The organism is Marinobacter salexigens, from assembly GCF_002806945.1.
Lineage (GTDB): Bacteria > Pseudomonadota > Gammaproteobacteria > Pseudomonadales > Oleiphilaceae > Marinobacter > Marinobacter salexigens.
On sequence record NZ_NIHC01000006.1, the window covers coordinates 272450 to 290201 of the forward strand.

The window sequence follows — 17752 nt, forward strand, 5'->3', positions numbered from 1 at the left end:
GTCCAACCACAAGAAAGCTTGAGGATTATTTATTCTGATGCTCAGACAACGTCAGCAATCACAAGGAGCGCCAGTACGCATATCCAGACCAGCATACTCCTGCTGAGCAAGCCCCTCACTGCGCTCAGACTGCGACCACCGAAATTGGCCCATTCGTCCGGGTGGACTTGGGAAAACCGGGCCGGGTCGAGTGCATACCCGGTTAACGATCCGTTGGCGGAGATCATGAGGATCTCTGAAGTTTTTCTCGTAATACCCATAACAGCCATTCTTGCTTCGCCGAGCCATCCCGACAGGTCCCCGGCAATCCCGAAGGTGACGGAAAGCAACCGCACTGGCACCCAGTTGAACCACTCGCATGCTTTCAGATACCTTGGCCTGGCCGCTGCCTGTGGCCACTGTTCTGATAGTGCCACAAGCCCACGCACGAAAATTGCCAACCCGATGCCGCCCACCACATACCAGAAAGCGATAAGGAAGAAGCGCTGAAATACTGCGACCACCAGTGCTTTGGACAATGAAAGGTGCATATTTTCTGGCGATGCAGCAGCGCCACGCTCGCTGGCAGGGAGGCGCTCCTGAATAAAATGCCAAGCCGCTTGCATATCACCTTTGCGCCAGGCTTCTGCATAGGGCTCAAGTGACTGGCGCCAGCCTGGGGTACCCATCAATAGCACAAGCACTAGCACTTCCAGCGGATAGGCGGCAATCCGCCAACCATAGAGGGCGAAAACATACACACTCAGAGCGGCTAACAGCGCAGGCGCGATCACCAGAACCAGGCCTCTGGATATGTCTGCTTCGTGGCCGGCTTTAACAGCGCTACCTTGACGAAACCAGCGCCGCCAAAGCTCATCTCCGGCGACCAGGTTGAGGCTATCCAGCCTGCGTCGCAGTAGATAGGCAACAAGAAACACAACTAAAATCATCTACTCAGCTCCTTCGGGAGACCTTTTGCCACTTTATTTCCCAGACTGGGCAGACTGCAGACAAGCACGAAAATGCTGCCAATCAAACGCAGAGCCGGGGTCAGTCTTGCGACCGGGAGCGATATCGCAATGCCCCGTAATGCGCTCACCTGTAATTTTGGGCCAGGCAGAGCAAATCACTGTTGAGAGCTCAGCCAGAGCGCGATACTGCTCCGGTGTATAAGGGATATCATCTGTCCCTTCAAGCTCAATACCGATGGAGAAATCATTGCACTCATTCTCCCCCTTAAAGCACGACCGCCCGGCATGCCAAGCTCTTTCCAACAGGCTGACAAACTGCACCAGACTACCATCACGGCGAATCAGCCCATGGGCGGATACCCGCATGTCGGCAATGGTTGCAAAGTAAGGGTGCTGTGTTGGATTCAGCTTGTTTGTAAAGAAGTCTTCAATATAGTGGCCACCAAACTTTCCGGGCGGCAAGCTGATATTGTGGACCACCAGAAGGCTTATGGACGCGCCTTCCGGGCGAGGGCCGTAATTCGGAGATGGGCACCAGCGGGCAGACGCAAGACGGCCCGTTTGACGGAGGTTTTCTATACCTTCGCCGTAAACCGTAGTGTCACAATAATCGGGTGCTGAGTGGGACAAGATGAATCCATAATTTTCAGAGCATTACACTGCGAACTGATTGAAACACAAAGTAAGGGCTCTTACTACGGATCAATCTGTACGAGTGCTGCGAAGGTTATCGATGATGGATTCCAACGCTCTGTCGAAGATGAGCCCATCATCAAGCATGCTGACAGCACCGTTCGCCATGGCGGCGGCCAGCTCATCGCGTTGATACTCCGCAACCTTGGCACCGCTGCGGTTTACAAAGATGTATTTGCCGGTGGCTCTGATAACCGCAGCAAGTTTGCAACGCAGCTTGCCTTCCTCACGAGCCAACTCAACCCAGGCACCAACACGAAGGCTGTCAGCCTGTTTAAACCATTGTTCCGGAACCTCTTTGGCATCCTTCTCAACTATTGCATCGTCTAATGGCTCTGCAATAAGTACGGGCACTTCTACCAGGATCTCGTTCGATTCTGCCTGAATCTTCGCCGCCTCTGTTACTCCTGTCTGCGGGGTTTCAACAAGTTTCTCTTCTGCCACCAATGGTGCTGCGGGCCGGGATGGAGCCGTTGCCAGACGCTGAAACACATCTACGTGGGCCAATTCCAAATCTCTTACTGCCGCATCCGTTGCGAACGGATCCCAGGAAATCTCCTGAAGAGCTACGCGAAAATCATCCACAATAGCCGGGATTGCACGAAGCAGTTCACCCCGGGTGGTGCTTTCAACTGGCTGAGGGTCTACACTCCACACAAGGTGGCCTGTCAGCTCTTTTGCATCGGCCCAACGCTCGCCATCCTGCCCCTCCCGCAACAGCACCCACTGCAAGTACTTAGTCCAGGCTTCATTAAGCATGTTGAGAACAGGCTCGGGAATGTCTCTTCCCGCCACACTCTCCTCAACCAGTGATTCTGCTGCCTGGGCAGCCTGTTCCTGCCGCGCCCTGCCTTCCTCTGCGTCGCGCAGACGCTGTTCGACCAGCTCCCGGCGGCGGCGATCAAGATCCGTAAAGTGGCAAAAATCCTTCAAAAGCTCGTCGAAAAGCGACACATTGTTGGAGAATTCATTCAATACGCGATCCACAATCGACTCGATTTTCTCATGCAAGGGGTCGCGCTGACCGGCACGTTTTTCGCTCCAGCCGATAGCAGATAAGGCTAACTCATTCAGCAGTTTACGAACCGGGTGTCCACCGCGGTTAAAAAAGTTTTTGTCACTCAGAGCAACCTTTAGAACAGGAATCTGCAGGCGACCTATAAGCGCCTTCATAACCGGATGCAATTGCCGGTCTTCGAGGATGAAGTCGAACAACATAGAAACCAGGTTGATGACATCATTATCTACCTGTCCAATGTTTGCTTTCTGGCCATTAGCAGCTTTCAGAACTGGTTGAAGCCGCTGATCAAGAGAGGCAACCTCACCACCCTCCCATTGGCCAAAAGATGTCTGCGCCTCGCTGAGACGCGCCAGAAGCCCGTCAGTATCTAAATAGGCCTCATCAGCTCTGTCTGGCTCAAACATAGTCTGGGATGCACCTCGCTGATGCAGGAGAGCACTCAATTCTGAAAACGTTGCATAGGAAGCACCGCCCTGGATCTGGTCATGACTGTAATACTGACCACCACTGACTTCAGCCGACCCTGCAGTTGCGCCAGACTGCACTGAACTTGGCGGCACTGGAGCCGAGGTCACAGAGCGGGCTACGGCGGGATGGGATGGTGGGCGCTTTACATCCGGGAGAACACCTTCTGAAACCAGCGTGCGGTTCGCCTCCTGATAAAAGTCGCCGAGCGTGTCCGCCAGCAAGCGGTCAAACAGCTTAAGCACAACAAGCTTTGCACGAATGTCGATATCCAGATCCGCACAAGCCTCTGCAATACTGCCACAGATAACGTCAGGGCTAAGAGGCATCTGGCCGTCGGAAAGATCAACTCCGGTTACCAGATGGTTCACACGTAAAGACAAAAGCTGAATGGGGGTTTGATACTGATTGCGTAGCTTATTGATCAGATTATCAATGGCGACCTGCTGCTCAAGATCTGAGTGTTCCACGAGGCTAAGGGAATCCCGATCGACACCATCCAGCGCACCTGCTGCTTGTCGAGGCCGGAACCCCCCAATATCATTGAAGGCCTGGCTGACGTACTGCAGCATTGAAACTACCATGGTTTTGCGGCGCAGGCGCAATTCTCGCATAGCATCAAAATAGACCGTCTGATCCACGTTAGAGCCAGCGCGATCCGCAAGTTCAAACAAGGCATCGTCAGCTCGCTCGAAAAAACGTTCAAGTACAGCCTTCAAAGACTGGCCAGACGAATCTCGCAGACGAACAAGGGCCGGCGGCAGATCGAACCGTGAAAACGATTTCTGCCCGGTAATACTGACAACCTTGTTTTCCTGCTTCATTGACCACCTCTCAGCCAAGATGTTTGGAGCACCTGACCATCACTCTAAAACTACTTTGATTACATATCATACGAGTTAGCAGCGTCACCTTGTGTCAGAAATTGTCACCTTTTGTGTCGAACAGACCCAGATCACAATTTTGGCAGAATTTGGCGAAACCGCTAGCGGCCTATAGAATCGTGCCTCTTAACCCATTCAGAACTCTTTGACCCAGATACAAGCGGATGCATGACCATGAATTCCACTGAACGCTTACGCCAGTCACGAATTGAATCCGTCGCAGCAAGCCTGCGAGAAGATATCGGCGACGGTGATATCACGGCTCAACTTATTCCTCTGGAGAAGCAGGCCACAGGCCATGTCATTACCCGGGAGCAGGCACGCATTGCAGGGCGCGAATGGGTCAATGAAGTGTTCCGCCAGGTGGACAGCTCAGTCAATCTGGAATGGCTGGTGAAGGATGGCGAGACCACTTCACCCAACCAGGTTCTATTCCGCATGCAAGGCACCGCCAGAAGCCTGCTAACAGCCGAGAGAGCTGCACTGAACTGGCTGCAGACTCTTTCTGGCGTTGCTACGACCTGTGCAGGCTACGCTGAACGTGTGGCTCATACCGGTGTGCGCCTTCTGGACACTCGGAAAACGCTACCCGGGTTGCGACTTGCCCAGAAATATGCAGTAACCTGTGGCGGCTGCCACAATCATCGCATAGGTCTTTGGGACGCTTTTCTTATCAAGGAAAATCACATTTCCGCCTGCGGCTCCATCGCTGATGCCATTGCGGCCGCCCATAGAATCGCACCGGGAAAACCCGTAGAGGTGGAAACTGAGAACCTGACCGAGCTGGAACAAGCGCTCAGCGCCGGTGCTGACATCATCATGCTTGATGAGTTTTCCATGGACGATCTGCGCACGGCCGTCGCCATGACCGAAGGGCGGGCAAAACTGGAAGCTTCCGGAGGTATCAATGCAGACACCCTGGTTCCCATTGCTGAAACCGGAGTCGACTACATTTCCATTGGCGCACTGACCAAAGATGTCAAAGCCACTGACCTTTCCATGCGCCTGGACTGAGCCGGGTGGCTCAGTGTGAAAACGCAGTGATCAGCTACCTGAGAGTAGCTGATCCACTGCTTCAAGTTCCCGTATCAGGCCCTGCCCTGATACCGTAAGGCCACGAAAATACTCCTCTGCCATAGGCGCAATGCCTGACACACTGGGCAACGGGTGGCCGTTTTCAACAATGAGCTTCATGCGCTCAAGAAACACAAACTGAATCCACTGGGTAAACGCCAGCGTGTCAATACAGAAGGGCTCGGTGCTGTTGAACGCCTCCTCTGGCGGGCGTTCGGCTGCCCACATATCAAGTTTTCGCAGTTCCATCTCGATGCAAAGAAGACAATCTGCCACCTGCTTCGTCACGTCACCGGAGCTTCCCATAAAGATTCCACCTCAATCTGCCAAGGGTTCTAGCTCTACTGCCTCGCCGCTCAATACGCGATACAGGTCTTCAAACTGCTTTGTAAGCCCATGCTTTGGCGCCATATGGATAAGCGGCTGCCGGCATTGATGGGACTCTTTCATTTTTACAGAAGATGACAAACGCACAGGCAACACTGGCAGCCCTTCCTCAATCAGCTCTTTTACCAACTTCTTGGGCAGGCTGGCTCTAGGCTGGAACTGATTGGCGACTATACCCTCCACCACAAGCTCTTCGTTGTGATCTTCCTGCAAATCACGAATCTCATTAAGAATGTTATAAAGCGCCTGACGAGAAAAGTCATCGCAATCGAATGGGATCAGGCAACGCTGAGCCGCGATAAGCGCCGAACGGGTGTAAAAATTCAGGGCCGGCGCCGTGTCGATGTAGATTTCGTCGAAGGTCTCACCCAGCTTTTTCAGGGCTTCCCGCAGCTTGTAAATCTTGTGCTTTGCTTCGAGCTTACGTTCAAGAAAATCCAACTCAGGACTGGAAGGCAAAACAAAAAGATCAGGAAAAGGCGAAGCGTGAACAAACTCCTCTGGGCGCCGGTTGAACACTTTAAACGCCACGGTTTGCTCCAGCATGTCTGCAACCGTATCTTTGAGCTCACTGGCAGGCTTACCCAGCAGATAATGCGTTGAGTTACCCTGGGGATCCAAATCAACCACCAGCGTGCGCTTGCCCCTTGCAGCGCTGATCGCCGCCAGGTTGCAGGTAATACTGGACTTCCCTACTCCACCTTTCTGGTTGAATACTACCCGTCTCATTTTGCTTCTCCATCAGACGCTTCTACGCGCCGAACCGTTTAAGTTTTATCGTTATGTATTGCTGTGCCTGACTCGTATAGCCTTACCACTGCATCACCGCCTTAACGAACGGAATGGTGAGCCGCCGCTGTGCCTGCAGGGAGTTTTCATCGAGGGTATCAAGAATGCCCAACAATTCTCCGAGACGCCTCGGCGCCCGGCGCATGATAAAACCTGCAACATCTTCCGTCATTGTTAACCCACGCTGCTCGGCGCGGGCCATAAGAATTCTCAGCTGGTCATCGTCACGGTAAATTCCAAGCTGTACGGTAAAGCCATGACGCAGGCGGGAAACCAGATCAGGCAGGACAAAGGGTAAGGACCCAGGAACCTCGGAGAGGCTGACAACCAGCATGTGACCGGCATCGTGCAGTCTGTTATATAAATGAAAAACCGCCTCTTCCCAATCGGCCTGACCCGCGACCCTGTCCAGATCATCAAGTGCGACAATGTCCATGGCGTCCAGCCCCGCAAGAGCCTCCGGCCCAAAAGGCTCCAACTCGGCGATGCTGATACAGACAGCAGTTTTTCCTTCTGCCTCTGCCCGATGGCAAGCTGCTTGTAGCAGGTGGCTTTTGCCCGTGTCAGAATCGCCACAGACCACTACCACCGGTATACCGGCCGGCTCGCTGAACACCGATAACAAGCGCTGTGCCGCCTCCCGGTTACGATCGCCGTGAAAATTGTCAAAACGCGCATCGTCCCGAAGCCGGACACCAAGAACCAGTTGCGATGCACTCACGGCTGCCTGGCCCTCCATGCCCGCGCACCCCAAACAACCATGTAATGGCCGCCACTGAACACAGCTGAGATTGCCACCAGCCAGATTCCAACGTTTAGCCATACCGGCTGAACCGGCATGCCAGCAAGGATGGTAATAATGCCCAAAATCACAACAATCTGAACCAGTGTATTCAATTTTCCGGGCATGCTGGGTTCCATGTCAAAGCGGCCTATACCGTAATGATAAACCAACGCACCTCCAACAATCAGAAGGTCACGCCCAAGTACCAGCAAAAACAACCACAAGGGCAGCACCGAGGTATAGGTCAACACGAGGTAGGCCGTAATCAACAAGGCTTTGTCTGCAAGTGGATCGGCTAAGGCACCAAAACGTGAGCGCCAATTAAATCGCCGTGCAAGGTAGCCATCAAGACCATCAGTTACAGATGCGACAGCAAAGATAACCAAAGCAAGGCGATACTCCTGCACCAGTAACGCTCTGGCGAAAGGCGCAATCAGGAAAATGCGCACCAGCGTAAGAGCATTAGGAATCCAGCGCCAGGCGTGTAGCTTCACAGAGCTGCCTCCCGTCGCGGCCTACTGCCGGCCATCATTCACAACAACAGGCCCTGGCTGCCAAAGATAATAGAGAACCTGGTACAGCGACTCGAATGCCTGCTCAGCCTCTTCTTCATCTACCGGTGAAGGCTGGTAGGCAAGCACGGCCTGTTCAGCAGCCCCATCCTCAGTTACCGCTTCCCGAGCAGCCTTTGCGCCATTCCCTGGTGTTTGCGCCTGCACTGGCTTTGCCGGAACTGCCGACGGCTCCAACCCACGTGAGCGCGACTCTGGTGACTCACTCTCAACAGGCACAAACCGTGAATCCAGCGCAATATATTCTCTGAGCTGATCCAGCTCTCCGGAGAACGCAACCCTGAAGGTTAACTGCTCGCCCTTGACTCGAGAGGCACCAACACTTACAACCGGGGTCAAACCCTCGAGAACCTGACTGGCCATGCCATAGTCCGCAACGGACGCTACACCACGCAATACGATGTCAATCCGGGGCAGATCCCCCACCTCGCCAGCCGCCACTGCGTAACGATTGGCGTACAATTCCGCCCAACGATTAACCAATGCTTCGGCCAAGGCTTCCCGCGTGCCGGCGCTGACCGACTCTTCGCTACTGTCGAGCCGGGCACCTTCGAATACCCAGCCTGCGCGCCATTGGCCGCCAGAACGGCTAACTCGAACCAGAGCAAGCACGTCGTGCTCCACACCCTCTGACGCTTTGCGTACACGCCCAGTGAACTGGCCCCAGATATCCGACAACAGCTCTCTGTTATCGCCAAACTGCGCGGGTGGCAAGGATACCGGAAGCCCTCGCTCCCGAGCTGCACGGGCAAATGCTGAAGACCAGATGCCGGCTTCCCCCGCATCGGCCAACAAGCCTTCGCCAGTGCCAACCACAAGCCTGCGAACGCCACGATCCTCGACCGCCACCCAGGCCAAGGTTAGTGGCCGATTAGCCCCCCACACCGGAGCTCCTAGTGATGCAAGGGCCCTGTTCACGCCCACCGCACCAAATGTCATGCTCATACGACTATCGCCGCTCGCGCCACGAAGTATCTGATACGACAACAACAAAGATTCTGCATCTGCCAGAACAGCCTGCACGCCATCAAGCGCAAGCACCTCCCGGGAACCGGAAATCCGTACAAAAACCCGAGACAGACCGTCTGCATAGCCCTGCGTCAAGGCTTTCGGACTGGAACCAGACACCGGAACCTCCACCGAGTAAAGCCCCGTCACCGTCACAGCGACCACTGGAGCTGGCATCGCAAACATGAACGCACAAAAAATGGCAAGCCAAAGGGCTGGAGACGGCTTTAAAACCTGGATCTGGTTTGGTACTGACATGAAACACCCTGCAGTTCGCATGAATGGCGCATAGGATACACCATGCCCTGGAGCCTGAGTAGCCAACCCGTGTTGCCGAAACGCAATCTTGCCCAACTTGCAAGCCCTGGCCAGAGGAATCAGAGCTCGCTTGCAGCAACTGCACTTGGAGCCCTGCACCGCACCTGTTAAAATCCGCCGCCTGACCCACTAGCCTATTGGTTATGACCCCCATGAGCGAACATAAGCCTTCCCTGACCTACCGCGATGCCGGCGTTGATATTGATGCCGGTAATGAACTTGTCAGCCGCATTAAGGAAACCGCAGCACGCACCCGGCGCCCCGAGGTTCTGGGAGGGCTTGGCGGGTTTGGTGCCATGGTTGCGATTCCCGCCGGTTACAAAGAGCCGGTAATGGTGTCCGGCACTGACGGTGTGGGTACCAAACTAAGACTGGCCATGCAACTTGAGAAACATGACAGTATTGGCATTGACTTGGTCGCCATGTGCGTAAACGACCTTATTGTAGGCGGCGCCGAGCCTCTGTTCTTCCTTGACTACTACGCCACCGGCAAGTTGAATGTAGACATCGCTGCACAAGTAGTTGCAGGCATTGGCGAAGGCTGCGAGCAATCAGGCTGTGCGCTGGTAGGTGGCGAAACGGCAGAAATGCCTGGCATGTATGAAGGCGATGATTATGATCTCGCAGGCTTTTGCGTTGGCGTAGCAGAGCGCAGCGAAATAATAGATGGCAACAATGTGCGCGAGGGCAATGTATTGCTGGCGCTGGCCTCTTCAGGCCCGCACTCAAATGGCTACTCACTGATTCGCAAAATTCTAGAGGTGAGCAATGCCGACCTTGAGCAACCTATCGGCGACACCACTCTCGAAAATGCACTGATGGAGCCCACACGGATCTACGTCAAAAATGTACTGCAACTGATCCGCCAGGTGGATGTAAACGCCCTCTCCCATATTACCGGCGGTGGTTTACCAGAAAACATTCCCAGAGTTCTGCCTAAAGGCATGGTTGCAGCCATAGATACTACAAGCTGGGAACTCCCCCCTGTGTTCCAATGGCTAAAAGAAGCTGGCGGCGTAGCGATTGAAGAAATGTACCGCACCTTTAACTGCGGCATTGGCATGATCGTTTGCGTCCCGGAAAATCAGAAAGAGCTGGCACTGGATGCCCTGAAAGTACTGGGAGAGACTGCTTGGCAGGTGGGCGTAGTAGAACGCGCCGAAAACACAGACGATGAAGCGGTAGTGCGCTATGCACCGGGACTCCTGTCAGAATGAAGGCAGACCAACCTACCCTACCCAAAATTCTGGTACTGGCCTCCGGCAGCGGAACCAACTTTCAGGCGTTGGTAGACGCAAGCCGGGAACGGGATTTTCCCGGTCAGGTCATTGCTTTAGGCTGCAATCAGCCCAAAGCTTTTGCCCTTGAACGTGCAGCCCAAGCCAATATTGAAACCTTTGTCGTTGATCATAACGGGTTTGGCTCTCGTGACGAGTTCGACGCGGCCTTGCTAGCTCACATTTTGCGCTACAACCCCGACGTCATCGTGCTTGCAGGCTTTATGCGCATCCTGACCCCGGGCTTTGTTCAGGCATTCCGCGGCAAACTGTTAAATATTCATCCATCACTTTTACCAAAGTACACCGGCCTCAATACTCACCAACGCGTGTTGGATGCAGGTGATGATACCCACGGCGTCTCAATTCATTTCGTAACTGAAGAGCTGGATGGTGGCCCGGTGATTGCACAAGCGGAAGTGTCTGTGGCGCCTGATGATACTGATGAAACGCTTGCCGAAAAGGTACAACGCAAAGAACACCTGCTGTACCCGATAGTTGTGCGTTGGTTCTGCGAAGGCCGGATCCAGCTGGGCAGCGATTACGTGCTGTTCGACGGTCAAGTTATGGAAAGGCCCATGCGCCTCCCCGATAATTGAGGCCTACCTTAACAGACTGTCACCACGCGACGACCACTGGCCCGCTAGACTTTCAAAATACACGAAGGATTCGAGGTCAACTAAATGTTTCCAACTCAACGGATTGCACCCACCCTCTCAGGTAGGGCTCAGGTCACCGCAACCAGTCTTGTGTGTGTACTGGCATTGCTGCTCGGCAGTGCCGCACAGGCAGAACCAGCCCCGGATCTATTTCCTTTTGAGGTAAGTTATGGCGCCTCCATGGAAAAGGGGCTGTCCCTGAACGGCAGCGCCAAACGCATTCTCACATCCCAAGGCAATGATGTATGGCTTTACCGCACAGAGGTAAAGTCTTTTATTGCCGACCTCGACGAATCTCTGATACTCAAATGGGAAGATGGCCAGGTTGTGCCCCTCAGGTACCGATATCGCCTATCCGGCTTTCTTATAAAGGACAGAAAGCAGTCTATTGATTTTGACTGGAAAACCGGCCTGGCCACAGGAAACTACAGAGGCAAGTCATTTGAGGTAGAGCTACAGGATGGCATTCTTGACCCTCTCGGCTTTCAGATACAACTGCACCAGGACATTTTGAACGGCAAACGCGGAATGGAGTACCTGGTTCTGGATCGCGGCAAGATTGATAGCGAGCGCTTTGCTGTCGTAACTGACGAAACCACCCATTCCGATGGCAGTCAGTCATCTCTGCTCAAAGCTGAGAAAGTTCGCGAAAACTCCAAGCGCGAAACTCTGATGTGGTTTGATCCGGGCAACGAGTATGTGCTGGTGCGCCTGCTTCAGGTTGAGCCAGATGGCAGCAAATACGAACTCAAACTAAAGAGTATAGACTTGGGAGGTTAAACCTCCCGCTTCGCCTCAGCCCAAACTGCTTTAACTTCACTCGCAATAATTCGCAGTCCCTGTGCCACCCGTTCGTCGTCCTGCGAGTAGGTCACGCGCAGGCATTCATCGCGATGCTTCCAGCCATCCTCGGGCAAGCCCGGGAAGAAGTAATGCCCCGAGACCACCAGCACACCCCGGGCTTTTAGCCTCTGGTAAAGCTCAAGACTGGTGATAGGCAAGTCCGGGAACCACAACCACAGAAACATGGCACCCTCTGGCTTATGAACATACCAGCGGATGGTATCTTCGCCCATAGCCTCACGAAACGCTGCCACCGCACGCTGCATTTTGCGCTTATAAAACGGACAAACCACATCCCGGCTCAGTGACAGAATTTCTCCAGAGCGAACCAAGGGCTCAGCCAGCATGGCACCAAAGCTGCCCGTCGCCAGATTCATGATGGCGTTGATTCCAGACAATGCTTTTATCACCGGCGCTGACGCAATCACGATTCCCGTACGAGCGGCAGGCAAACCCAGTTTCGACAGACTAAGACACAGGATAATCTGTTCATTCCAGGTAGGTTTGGCATCCACAAATAACAAACTGGGGAACGGTGTGCCGTAGGCTCCGTCTACTATAAGCGGTATATCCTGCTGACGGGCCATCTCCTCCAACCTGGCCAATTCTTCGTCGGTAACCACGTTGCCGGTCGGATTCGTTGGCCGGGAGACACAGATAGCCCCGGTTTCTCCGGTTACTTCCACTGCATCAAAGTCCACGCGATATTTGAATTCGTGGGCATCGGTAAATGAGATATCTGGTTGTACCGCACGGAACAGACCCGGCTCAATGCCTGCATCTGCGTATCCGATATACTCCGGCGCCAATGGCAGCAGTATATGTTTGCGCTGACCGTCTCCGTAATCGCCTCCAAACATATTAAACAGCATAAAGAAGGCTGCCTGACTTCCGTTTGTAAGCGCGATATTTTCTGGTTTCAGGTCCCAGCCGTATTCATGGCTGAGCAGGTCGGCAAGGGCCGCAATAAACTGCTTCTCACCTTGGGGGGGATCGTAAATGCCCACCAATTTGCGAACGTCACCCTCGCTACGGCTCATGTCTCCGAGAATTTCCTGCACTCGTGCCTGAATTTCGGGAATGTGCCCTGGGTTCCCCCCACCCATCATAATCATGTCGTCGCCCGACGCCATGGCATTGCCCAGGTCATCCATCAGTGAGGTTATGCCTGCATCGGCGGTGAACTTTCGGCCAAACGTGGAAAGCTTCATGGGTTCGCATCCATAGGGTCGTATCTGAACATTAAACGGAAATTATGAAATCGCGCTCCGGGCCTGAAGATGCCTCAGTCTCCCAGCGAGATTCCAAGGTTACTGACACCATTATTGGCGGCGCCTTCCCGGATTTCTTTGACGAACTGCTCGACTGGTGTTCGCTGGCGCTTTAACGCTAGCACGAGGTCGCGCTGGAAGGCCTTGTCTTTTTTCATCAAGGGGTGTGAGTCCAGCAGGCGCACCAGCTCATCTTCTTCCAGCCCTTCACCATCAGATAGTTCGATAAAACTCACAACTGTGCTTGTTGCCAGTCGTGATGCCTCTGTCGCACGGTGTTTCGAGGGGTTGAGGCGGTTGAGCAATGCCTGTTCCAGCAATTGGCAAAAATCAAACGCGGGGTATACACCGTAAGCGTCGTAGGCTTCTACATCTGGCGACAGGGCTTCGAGCTTTACCAGCAGCTGCGGAATAGCAGATTCTGTTACATCTTCCTGGAGCGTACCCCAGGCAAGTTCCAGTATCTGGTGCATTTTGCCACCGGTTTTCAGGTTAACAGCTTCGGCAAAGAGGGCATAATTCGGGAATGATCGTTCGGCAAGCGCCAGCAGGAAGGCGCATTCACGCCATCCCTGCAGCTGGGCAACGGCTTTCAGAAACTGGTTGGCGTTCATGTTTTTGGCAGTGTCACGCCAGTCTGGCCAAAGTATTTTCCGCCACGATCTTTGTAGCTGGTTTCGCAAACTTCATCAGACTCAAAGAAGAGCATCTGGGCAACGCCTTCATTGGCGTAGATTTTCGCCGGCAGGTTGGTCGTGTTGGAAAATTCAAGGGTCACATGACCTTCCCACTCTGGCTCCAGCGGTGTGACGTTAACGATGATGCCACAGCGTGCGTAGGTGGATTTACCCAGACAGATAGTAAGTACGCTGCGGGGAATACGGAAGTACTCGACGGTGCGCGCAAGGGCAAAGGAGTTGGGCGGAATTATGCAAACATCGCCAGTGAAGTCTACGAAGCTTTTTTCATCGAAGTTTTTGGGGTCGACGGTGACTGAGTGTACGTTGGTAAAGATTTTGAATTCATTGCTGCAACGTACGTCGTAGCCGTAGCTTGAGGTGCCGTAGGAGATAACCCGGCCTTGTTCGCCCTCGCGAACCTGTCCGCTTTCGAAGGGTTCGATCATGCGGTGCTGTTCCGCCATTCGGCGAATCCACTTGTCAGCTTTGATGCTCATGGCGAAATCTCGTATCTGCAGGGAAAATTGGGGCGTAGTTTACCTGTTCGGTTTGGTTCTGTCGAAGCCATTGGCTGCCCCGATTTGATCGCTGCAGGAGCGGGCTGCTCGGGGACTGCGGTCACAGGTTCAACCGTCCAAAAACCGCTACAAGCACGTCCATGTGCGCTTGTCTTCGGCCATCCCTGGCCTACGACATTTTTGGACGGTTGAACCTGTGACCGCGAGCAAACTTTGGTGAAGCCCGCCACAAACCCGGACTCTATGCTTAATGCGTCTTTACGGACACACTTGAGATACCGCCACTGAGGTTACGTTCTCTCGTGGAAAGCTCCGCGCCAACCCGACGTGCAATATCCCGGTATCGCAACGCCACTTCGGATTCAGGTACAGCAACCACAGTTGGCTTGCCGCCGTCTGTTTGTTCGCGGATGGTCATGTGTAAGGGCAGCTGGCCCAACAAAGTTGTTTCATATTCATCGGCAATGCGCCCACCACCGCCTTCACCGAAGAGGTGTTCTTCGTGGCCGCAGCTACTGCAGATGTGCACGCTCATGTTTTCGACAACGCCCAGAACCGGAATGTCGACTTTGCGGAACATTTCTATACCACGTTTACCGTCAAGCAAGGCGATGTCCTGGGGGGTGGTAACAATTACCGCGCCGGTAACCGGGACTTTCTGGGCCAGGGTGAGCTGGATGTCGCCGGTGCCTGGGGGCATGTCGACGATGAGGTAATCAAGCTCACCCCACAAGGTCTGTTGTAGCAGCTGCATAACAGCGCCACTGACCATGGGGCCGCGCCATACCATAGGGGTTTTGTCGGTGGTCACAAAGGCCATGGACATGGTTTGCAGGCCGTGGGCTTCGATGGGTACGAAGTATTTCTCTTCCCGTACGTCTGGGCGTTTGCCTTCGGGAACACCGAGCATCATGCCGATACTGGGGCCGTAGATGTCTGCGTCCAGTACGCCGACTCGGGCACCTTCGGCATGCAGGGCAAGGGCGAGGTTGACGGCTGTGGTGGATTTACCTACGCCACCTTTTCCAGAAGAAACAGCAACAATATTTTTGACACCAGGTACAGGTGGGAGGTCTTTTTGAACTTTATAAGAGTGGATCTTCTGGGCCACATGAACATCAGCAGATTTCACGCCTTCAACGTTTTCCAGTGCGTTAGCCACCAACTGTTTCAAGCCGCCTGCAATGCCCTTGGACGGGTATGGCAGCTCTACCATGAGCGTTACCTTACCTGCTTCATCAGCTACCAGCGACTTCACGCCCCCCAGATCATAAAGATCCTTTCCCAGGTAGGGGTCTCGGTATTCACGAACCGCCGCCTGCAATACCTGCTCTGAAATCTGTGCCATCTGGCTCTCCGAAAATAAGTTCATGCGTGTTTTCAAGATGAAAACAGGTGTTTCGGGTGAAAATTATCTGTTCAAAAGGTATCATCTGGGCCCGTTTCTGGCCATACACCCATTACTCTGATGAAAGGTTCGGACACACCATGACGCAAGCGAGTTCAAAGCAACAGCGCGATATTCTGGTTACCAGCGCCCTGCCCTATGCCAATGGCCCCATTCACCTGGGTCATTTACTGGAATACATTCAGACCGATATCTGGGTGCGCTACCAGAATATGCGAGGCCACACTTGCTACTACGTTTGCGCCGATGATGCCCACGGCACCGCCATTATGCTCCGTGCCGAGCGGGAAGGCATTACGCCCGAGCAGTTGATTGACCGGATCCGTGAGGAGCATCAGCAGGATTTCTCCGGGTTTCACATCCGCTTCGATAATTATTACACCACGCATTCGGAAGAGAACCGGTATTTCTCTGAGTACATCTACCGTCAATTGCAGAAAAACGGCAAGATCGCGACGCGCAATATCACCCAGTTCTTCGATCCTGAGAAAAACATGTTTCTTGCGGACCGCTTTATCAAGGGCACGTGTCCGAAGTGTAAAACTGACGATCAGTATGGCGATAACTGCGAGGCTTGCGGCGCAACCTATACGCCTGCAGAACTGATTAACCCGCGTTCAGCGGTCTCCGGCGCAACACCCATTGAGAAAGAGTCGGAGCACTACTTCTTCAAACTGCCGGAGTTTACCGAATTCCTTACCCAATGGACCCGCAGCGGTGCCTTGCAGCCTCAAGTGGCCAACAAGCTCGCTGAGTGGCTTGATGCCGGGTTACAGGAGTGGGATATAAGCCGTGATGCGCCTTACTTCGGTTTTGAGATTCCCGATGCCCCCGGCAAGTTTTTCTATGTTTGGATGGATGCTCCTATTGGCTATCTCGCAAGCTTCAAGGACTTCTGCAACCGGGAAGATGTCGATTTCGAACACTTCTGGAAAGTGGATTCCACCGCCGAGGTTTATCACTTTATCGGCAAGGACATCATTAATTTCCACGCGCTATTCTGGCCGGCAATGCTGCACGATGCAGGCTTCCGTACGCCAACTGCAGTCTGGGCCCACGGGTTTGTAACGGTTAATGGCAAGAAGATGTCCAAGTCCCGGGGCACCTTCATTATGGCCCGCACGTATCTGGACCACTTGAACCCGGAATATCTGCGCTATTACTTCGCGGCCAAGCTGACCGGCGGCGTGGATGATATGGACCTGAACCTTGAGGATTTCGCGGCCAGAGTGAATTCCGACCTGGTGGGCAAGGTGGTCAACATTGCCAGCCGCAGTGCCGGTTTTATTACCAAGCGTTTTGATGGAAAGCTTGGTGAAGTGACTGAGCACGAAAAGCTGAAGGACTTCATCGAAGCCGGCAGGGAATTGGAAACCTTCTACGAGGCCCGGGAGTTTGGCCGTGCCATGCGCCGCATCATGGAACTGGCCGACATTGCCAACCAATACGTGAACGATGAGCAACCCTGGGTCATTGCCAAACAGGAAGGTCAGGATGAAAAGCTGCAGGCCATCTGCACCAATGCCCTGAACATGTTCCATCTGCTGATGACCTACCTGGCTCCGGTACTGCCAGAGACAGCAAAAGCGTCTGAGCAGTTCCTGAACGCAAAGCTGGATTGGAACAGCCGCAGTGAGCGGCTGGAAAACCACGGCATCAATAAGTTCAAACCCTTAATGAGCCGGGTAGACATGGCGCAAATCGAAAAAATGCTGGATGCATCAAAAGAAGAGATGCCAGCAGCCATTGGCAAGCCTGCCGCGCCTGCCAAGCAGGACAATAATGACGCCATCGCCGATGAGATCGAGTTTGACGATTTTGCCAAAGTGGATCTGCGGGTCGTTAAGATTGTCAAAGCGGAGCATGTGGAAGGTGCAGACAAGCTACTTCGCCTGACGCTTGATTTGGGGCAAGGCGAGCGCAACGTGTTTGCTGGTATCAAGTCTGCTTATAACCCCGAAGATCTTGAGGGTCGCCTTACGGTCATGGTTGCCAACCTCAAACCCCGAAAAATGAAGTTCGGTATGTCTGAAGGTATGGTTCTGGCAGCAGGCCCGGGCGGCAAGGATATCTTCATCCTGTCTCCGGATTCCGGCGCAGTGCCCGGCATGCGGGTAATGTAAACAGAAATCGAGGCAGAGCAGAGCGCCA

Annotated in this window: 17 protein-coding genes; 5 read left to right on the forward strand and 12 right to left on the reverse strand. The window is 53.7% G+C overall.

The window, feature by feature from the left end; all coding sequences use genetic code 11:
• Window positions 1-41 precede the first annotated feature (41 nt).
• The 3 genes from ampE to CDH47_RS13515 all read right to left on the reverse strand — a co-directional run bounded on the left by ampE (window position 42) and on the right by CDH47_RS13515 (window position 3953).
• Window positions 42-929: a regulatory signaling modulator protein AmpE gene (gene ampE / locus CDH47_RS13505; protein WP_100640418.1), complete on the reverse strand. Its 888-nt coding sequence runs from the start codon at window positions 927-929 to the stop codon at window positions 42-44.
• A gap of 33 nt (window positions 930-962) precedes the next feature.
• Window positions 963-1580: a 1,6-anhydro-N-acetylmuramyl-L-alanine amidase AmpD gene (gene ampD, locus CDH47_RS13510; protein ID WP_100640419.1), complete on the reverse strand. Its 618-nt coding sequence runs from the start codon at window positions 1578-1580 to the stop codon at window positions 963-965.
• A 72-nt stretch (window positions 1581-1652) separates the two neighbouring features.
• Window positions 1653-3953, reverse strand: coding sequence for a DUF1631 domain-containing protein (locus CDH47_RS13515; RefSeq protein ID WP_100640420.1), 2301 nt, complete (start codon window positions 3951-3953; stop codon window positions 1653-1655).
• Window positions 3954-4187: 234 nt separating this feature from the next.
• Between CDH47_RS13515 and nadC the strand changes: the two genes are divergently transcribed.
• On the forward strand, window positions 4188-5027 hold the full coding sequence (gene nadC, locus CDH47_RS13520; RefSeq protein ID WP_100640488.1) for a carboxylating nicotinate-nucleotide diphosphorylase: 840 nt from the start codon (window positions 4188-4190) through the stop codon (window positions 5025-5027).
• Window positions 5028-5057: 30 nt separating this feature from the next.
• Here nadC and CDH47_RS13525 read toward each other — a convergent pair whose 3' ends face one another.
• From CDH47_RS13525 to CDH47_RS13545, 5 genes are all read right to left on the reverse strand, one after another.
• Window positions 5058-5393 carry a YqcC family protein gene (locus CDH47_RS13525; RefSeq protein ID WP_100640421.1) on the reverse strand — a complete coding sequence of 112 codons (336 nt, stop codon included), beginning with the start codon at window positions 5391-5393 and terminating at the stop codon, window positions 5058-5060.
• 12 nt (window positions 5394-5405) lie between these two features.
• Complete coding sequence (locus CDH47_RS13530) at window positions 5406-6203, reverse strand: ParA family protein (protein WP_100640422.1); 798 nt, start codon at window positions 6201-6203, stop codon at window positions 5406-5408.
• Window positions 6204-6285: 82 nt separating this feature from the next.
• On the reverse strand, window positions 6286-7002 hold the full coding sequence (gene hda / locus CDH47_RS13535) for a DnaA regulatory inactivator Hda (RefSeq protein WP_100640423.1): 717 nt from the start codon (window positions 7000-7002) through the stop codon (window positions 6286-6288).
• A complete protein-coding gene (locus tag CDH47_RS13540) occupies window positions 6981-7541 on the reverse strand; it encodes a CDP-alcohol phosphatidyltransferase family protein (protein WP_100640424.1) in 561 nt (186 codons plus the stop codon). The genes hda and CDH47_RS13540 overlap by 22 nt, the downstream gene beginning before the upstream one ends.
• 21 nt (window positions 7542-7562) lie before the next feature.
• Window positions 7563-8885 carry a DUF2066 domain-containing protein gene (locus CDH47_RS13545; protein WP_239985780.1) on the reverse strand — a complete coding sequence of 441 codons (1323 nt, stop codon included), beginning with the start codon at window positions 8883-8885 and terminating at the stop codon, window positions 7563-7565.
• A 212-nt stretch (window positions 8886-9097) separates the two neighbouring features.
• Here CDH47_RS13545 and purM point away from each other — a divergent pair, with 212 nt between their 5' ends.
• The 3 genes from purM to CDH47_RS13560 all read left to right on the forward strand — a co-directional run bounded on the left by purM (window position 9098) and on the right by CDH47_RS13560 (window position 11661).
• Window positions 9098-10162, forward strand: a complete 1065-nt coding sequence (gene purM / locus CDH47_RS13550) for a phosphoribosylformylglycinamidine cyclo-ligase (RefSeq protein WP_100640425.1) — start codon at window positions 9098-9100, stop codon at window positions 10160-10162.
• Entirely contained in the window at window positions 10159-10821 is a 663-nt protein-coding gene (gene purN / locus CDH47_RS13555) for a phosphoribosylglycinamide formyltransferase (protein WP_100640426.1), read from the forward strand. Before purM ends, purN begins: the two co-directional genes overlap by 4 nt.
• Before the next feature lie 84 nt (window positions 10822-10905).
• Complete coding sequence (locus tag CDH47_RS13560) at window positions 10906-11661, forward strand: DUF3108 domain-containing protein (RefSeq protein WP_100640427.1); 756 nt, start codon at window positions 10906-10908, stop codon at window positions 11659-11661.
• Here the strand turns inward: CDH47_RS13560 and CDH47_RS13565 are convergent.
• The 4 genes from CDH47_RS13565 to apbC all read right to left on the reverse strand — a co-directional run bounded on the left by CDH47_RS13565 (window position 11658) and on the right by apbC (window position 15565).
• Window positions 11658-12935, reverse strand: a complete 1278-nt coding sequence (locus tag CDH47_RS13565; RefSeq protein WP_100640428.1) for a valine--pyruvate transaminase — start codon at window positions 12933-12935, stop codon at window positions 11658-11660. The genes CDH47_RS13560 and CDH47_RS13565 overlap by 4 nt on opposite strands.
• A 74-nt stretch (window positions 12936-13009) precedes the next feature.
• The gene (locus CDH47_RS13570; RefSeq protein ID WP_100640429.1) at window positions 13010-13609 is read right to left on the reverse strand and encodes a YjaG family protein; all 600 of its coding nucleotides are present in this window, start codon (window positions 13607-13609) and stop codon (window positions 13010-13012) included.
• Window positions 13606-14172, reverse strand: a complete 567-nt coding sequence (gene dcd / locus CDH47_RS13575) for a dCTP deaminase (protein WP_100640430.1) — start codon at window positions 14170-14172, stop codon at window positions 13606-13608. Before dcd ends, CDH47_RS13570 begins: the two co-directional genes overlap by 4 nt.
• Window positions 14173-14440: 268 nt before the next feature.
• Window positions 14441-15565 carry an iron-sulfur cluster carrier protein ApbC gene (apbC, locus tag CDH47_RS13580; protein WP_100640431.1) on the reverse strand — a complete coding sequence of 375 codons (1125 nt, stop codon included), beginning with the start codon at window positions 15563-15565 and terminating at the stop codon, window positions 14441-14443.
• Between the two features lie 116 nt (window positions 15566-15681).
• On the opposite strand from apbC, the gene metG reads away from it, so the two are divergent.
• Window positions 15682-17724 carry a methionine--tRNA ligase gene (metG, locus tag CDH47_RS13585; protein WP_100640490.1) on the forward strand — a complete coding sequence of 681 codons (2043 nt, stop codon included), beginning with the start codon at window positions 15682-15684 and terminating at the stop codon, window positions 17722-17724.
• Window positions 17725-17752: the final 28 nt, after the last annotated feature.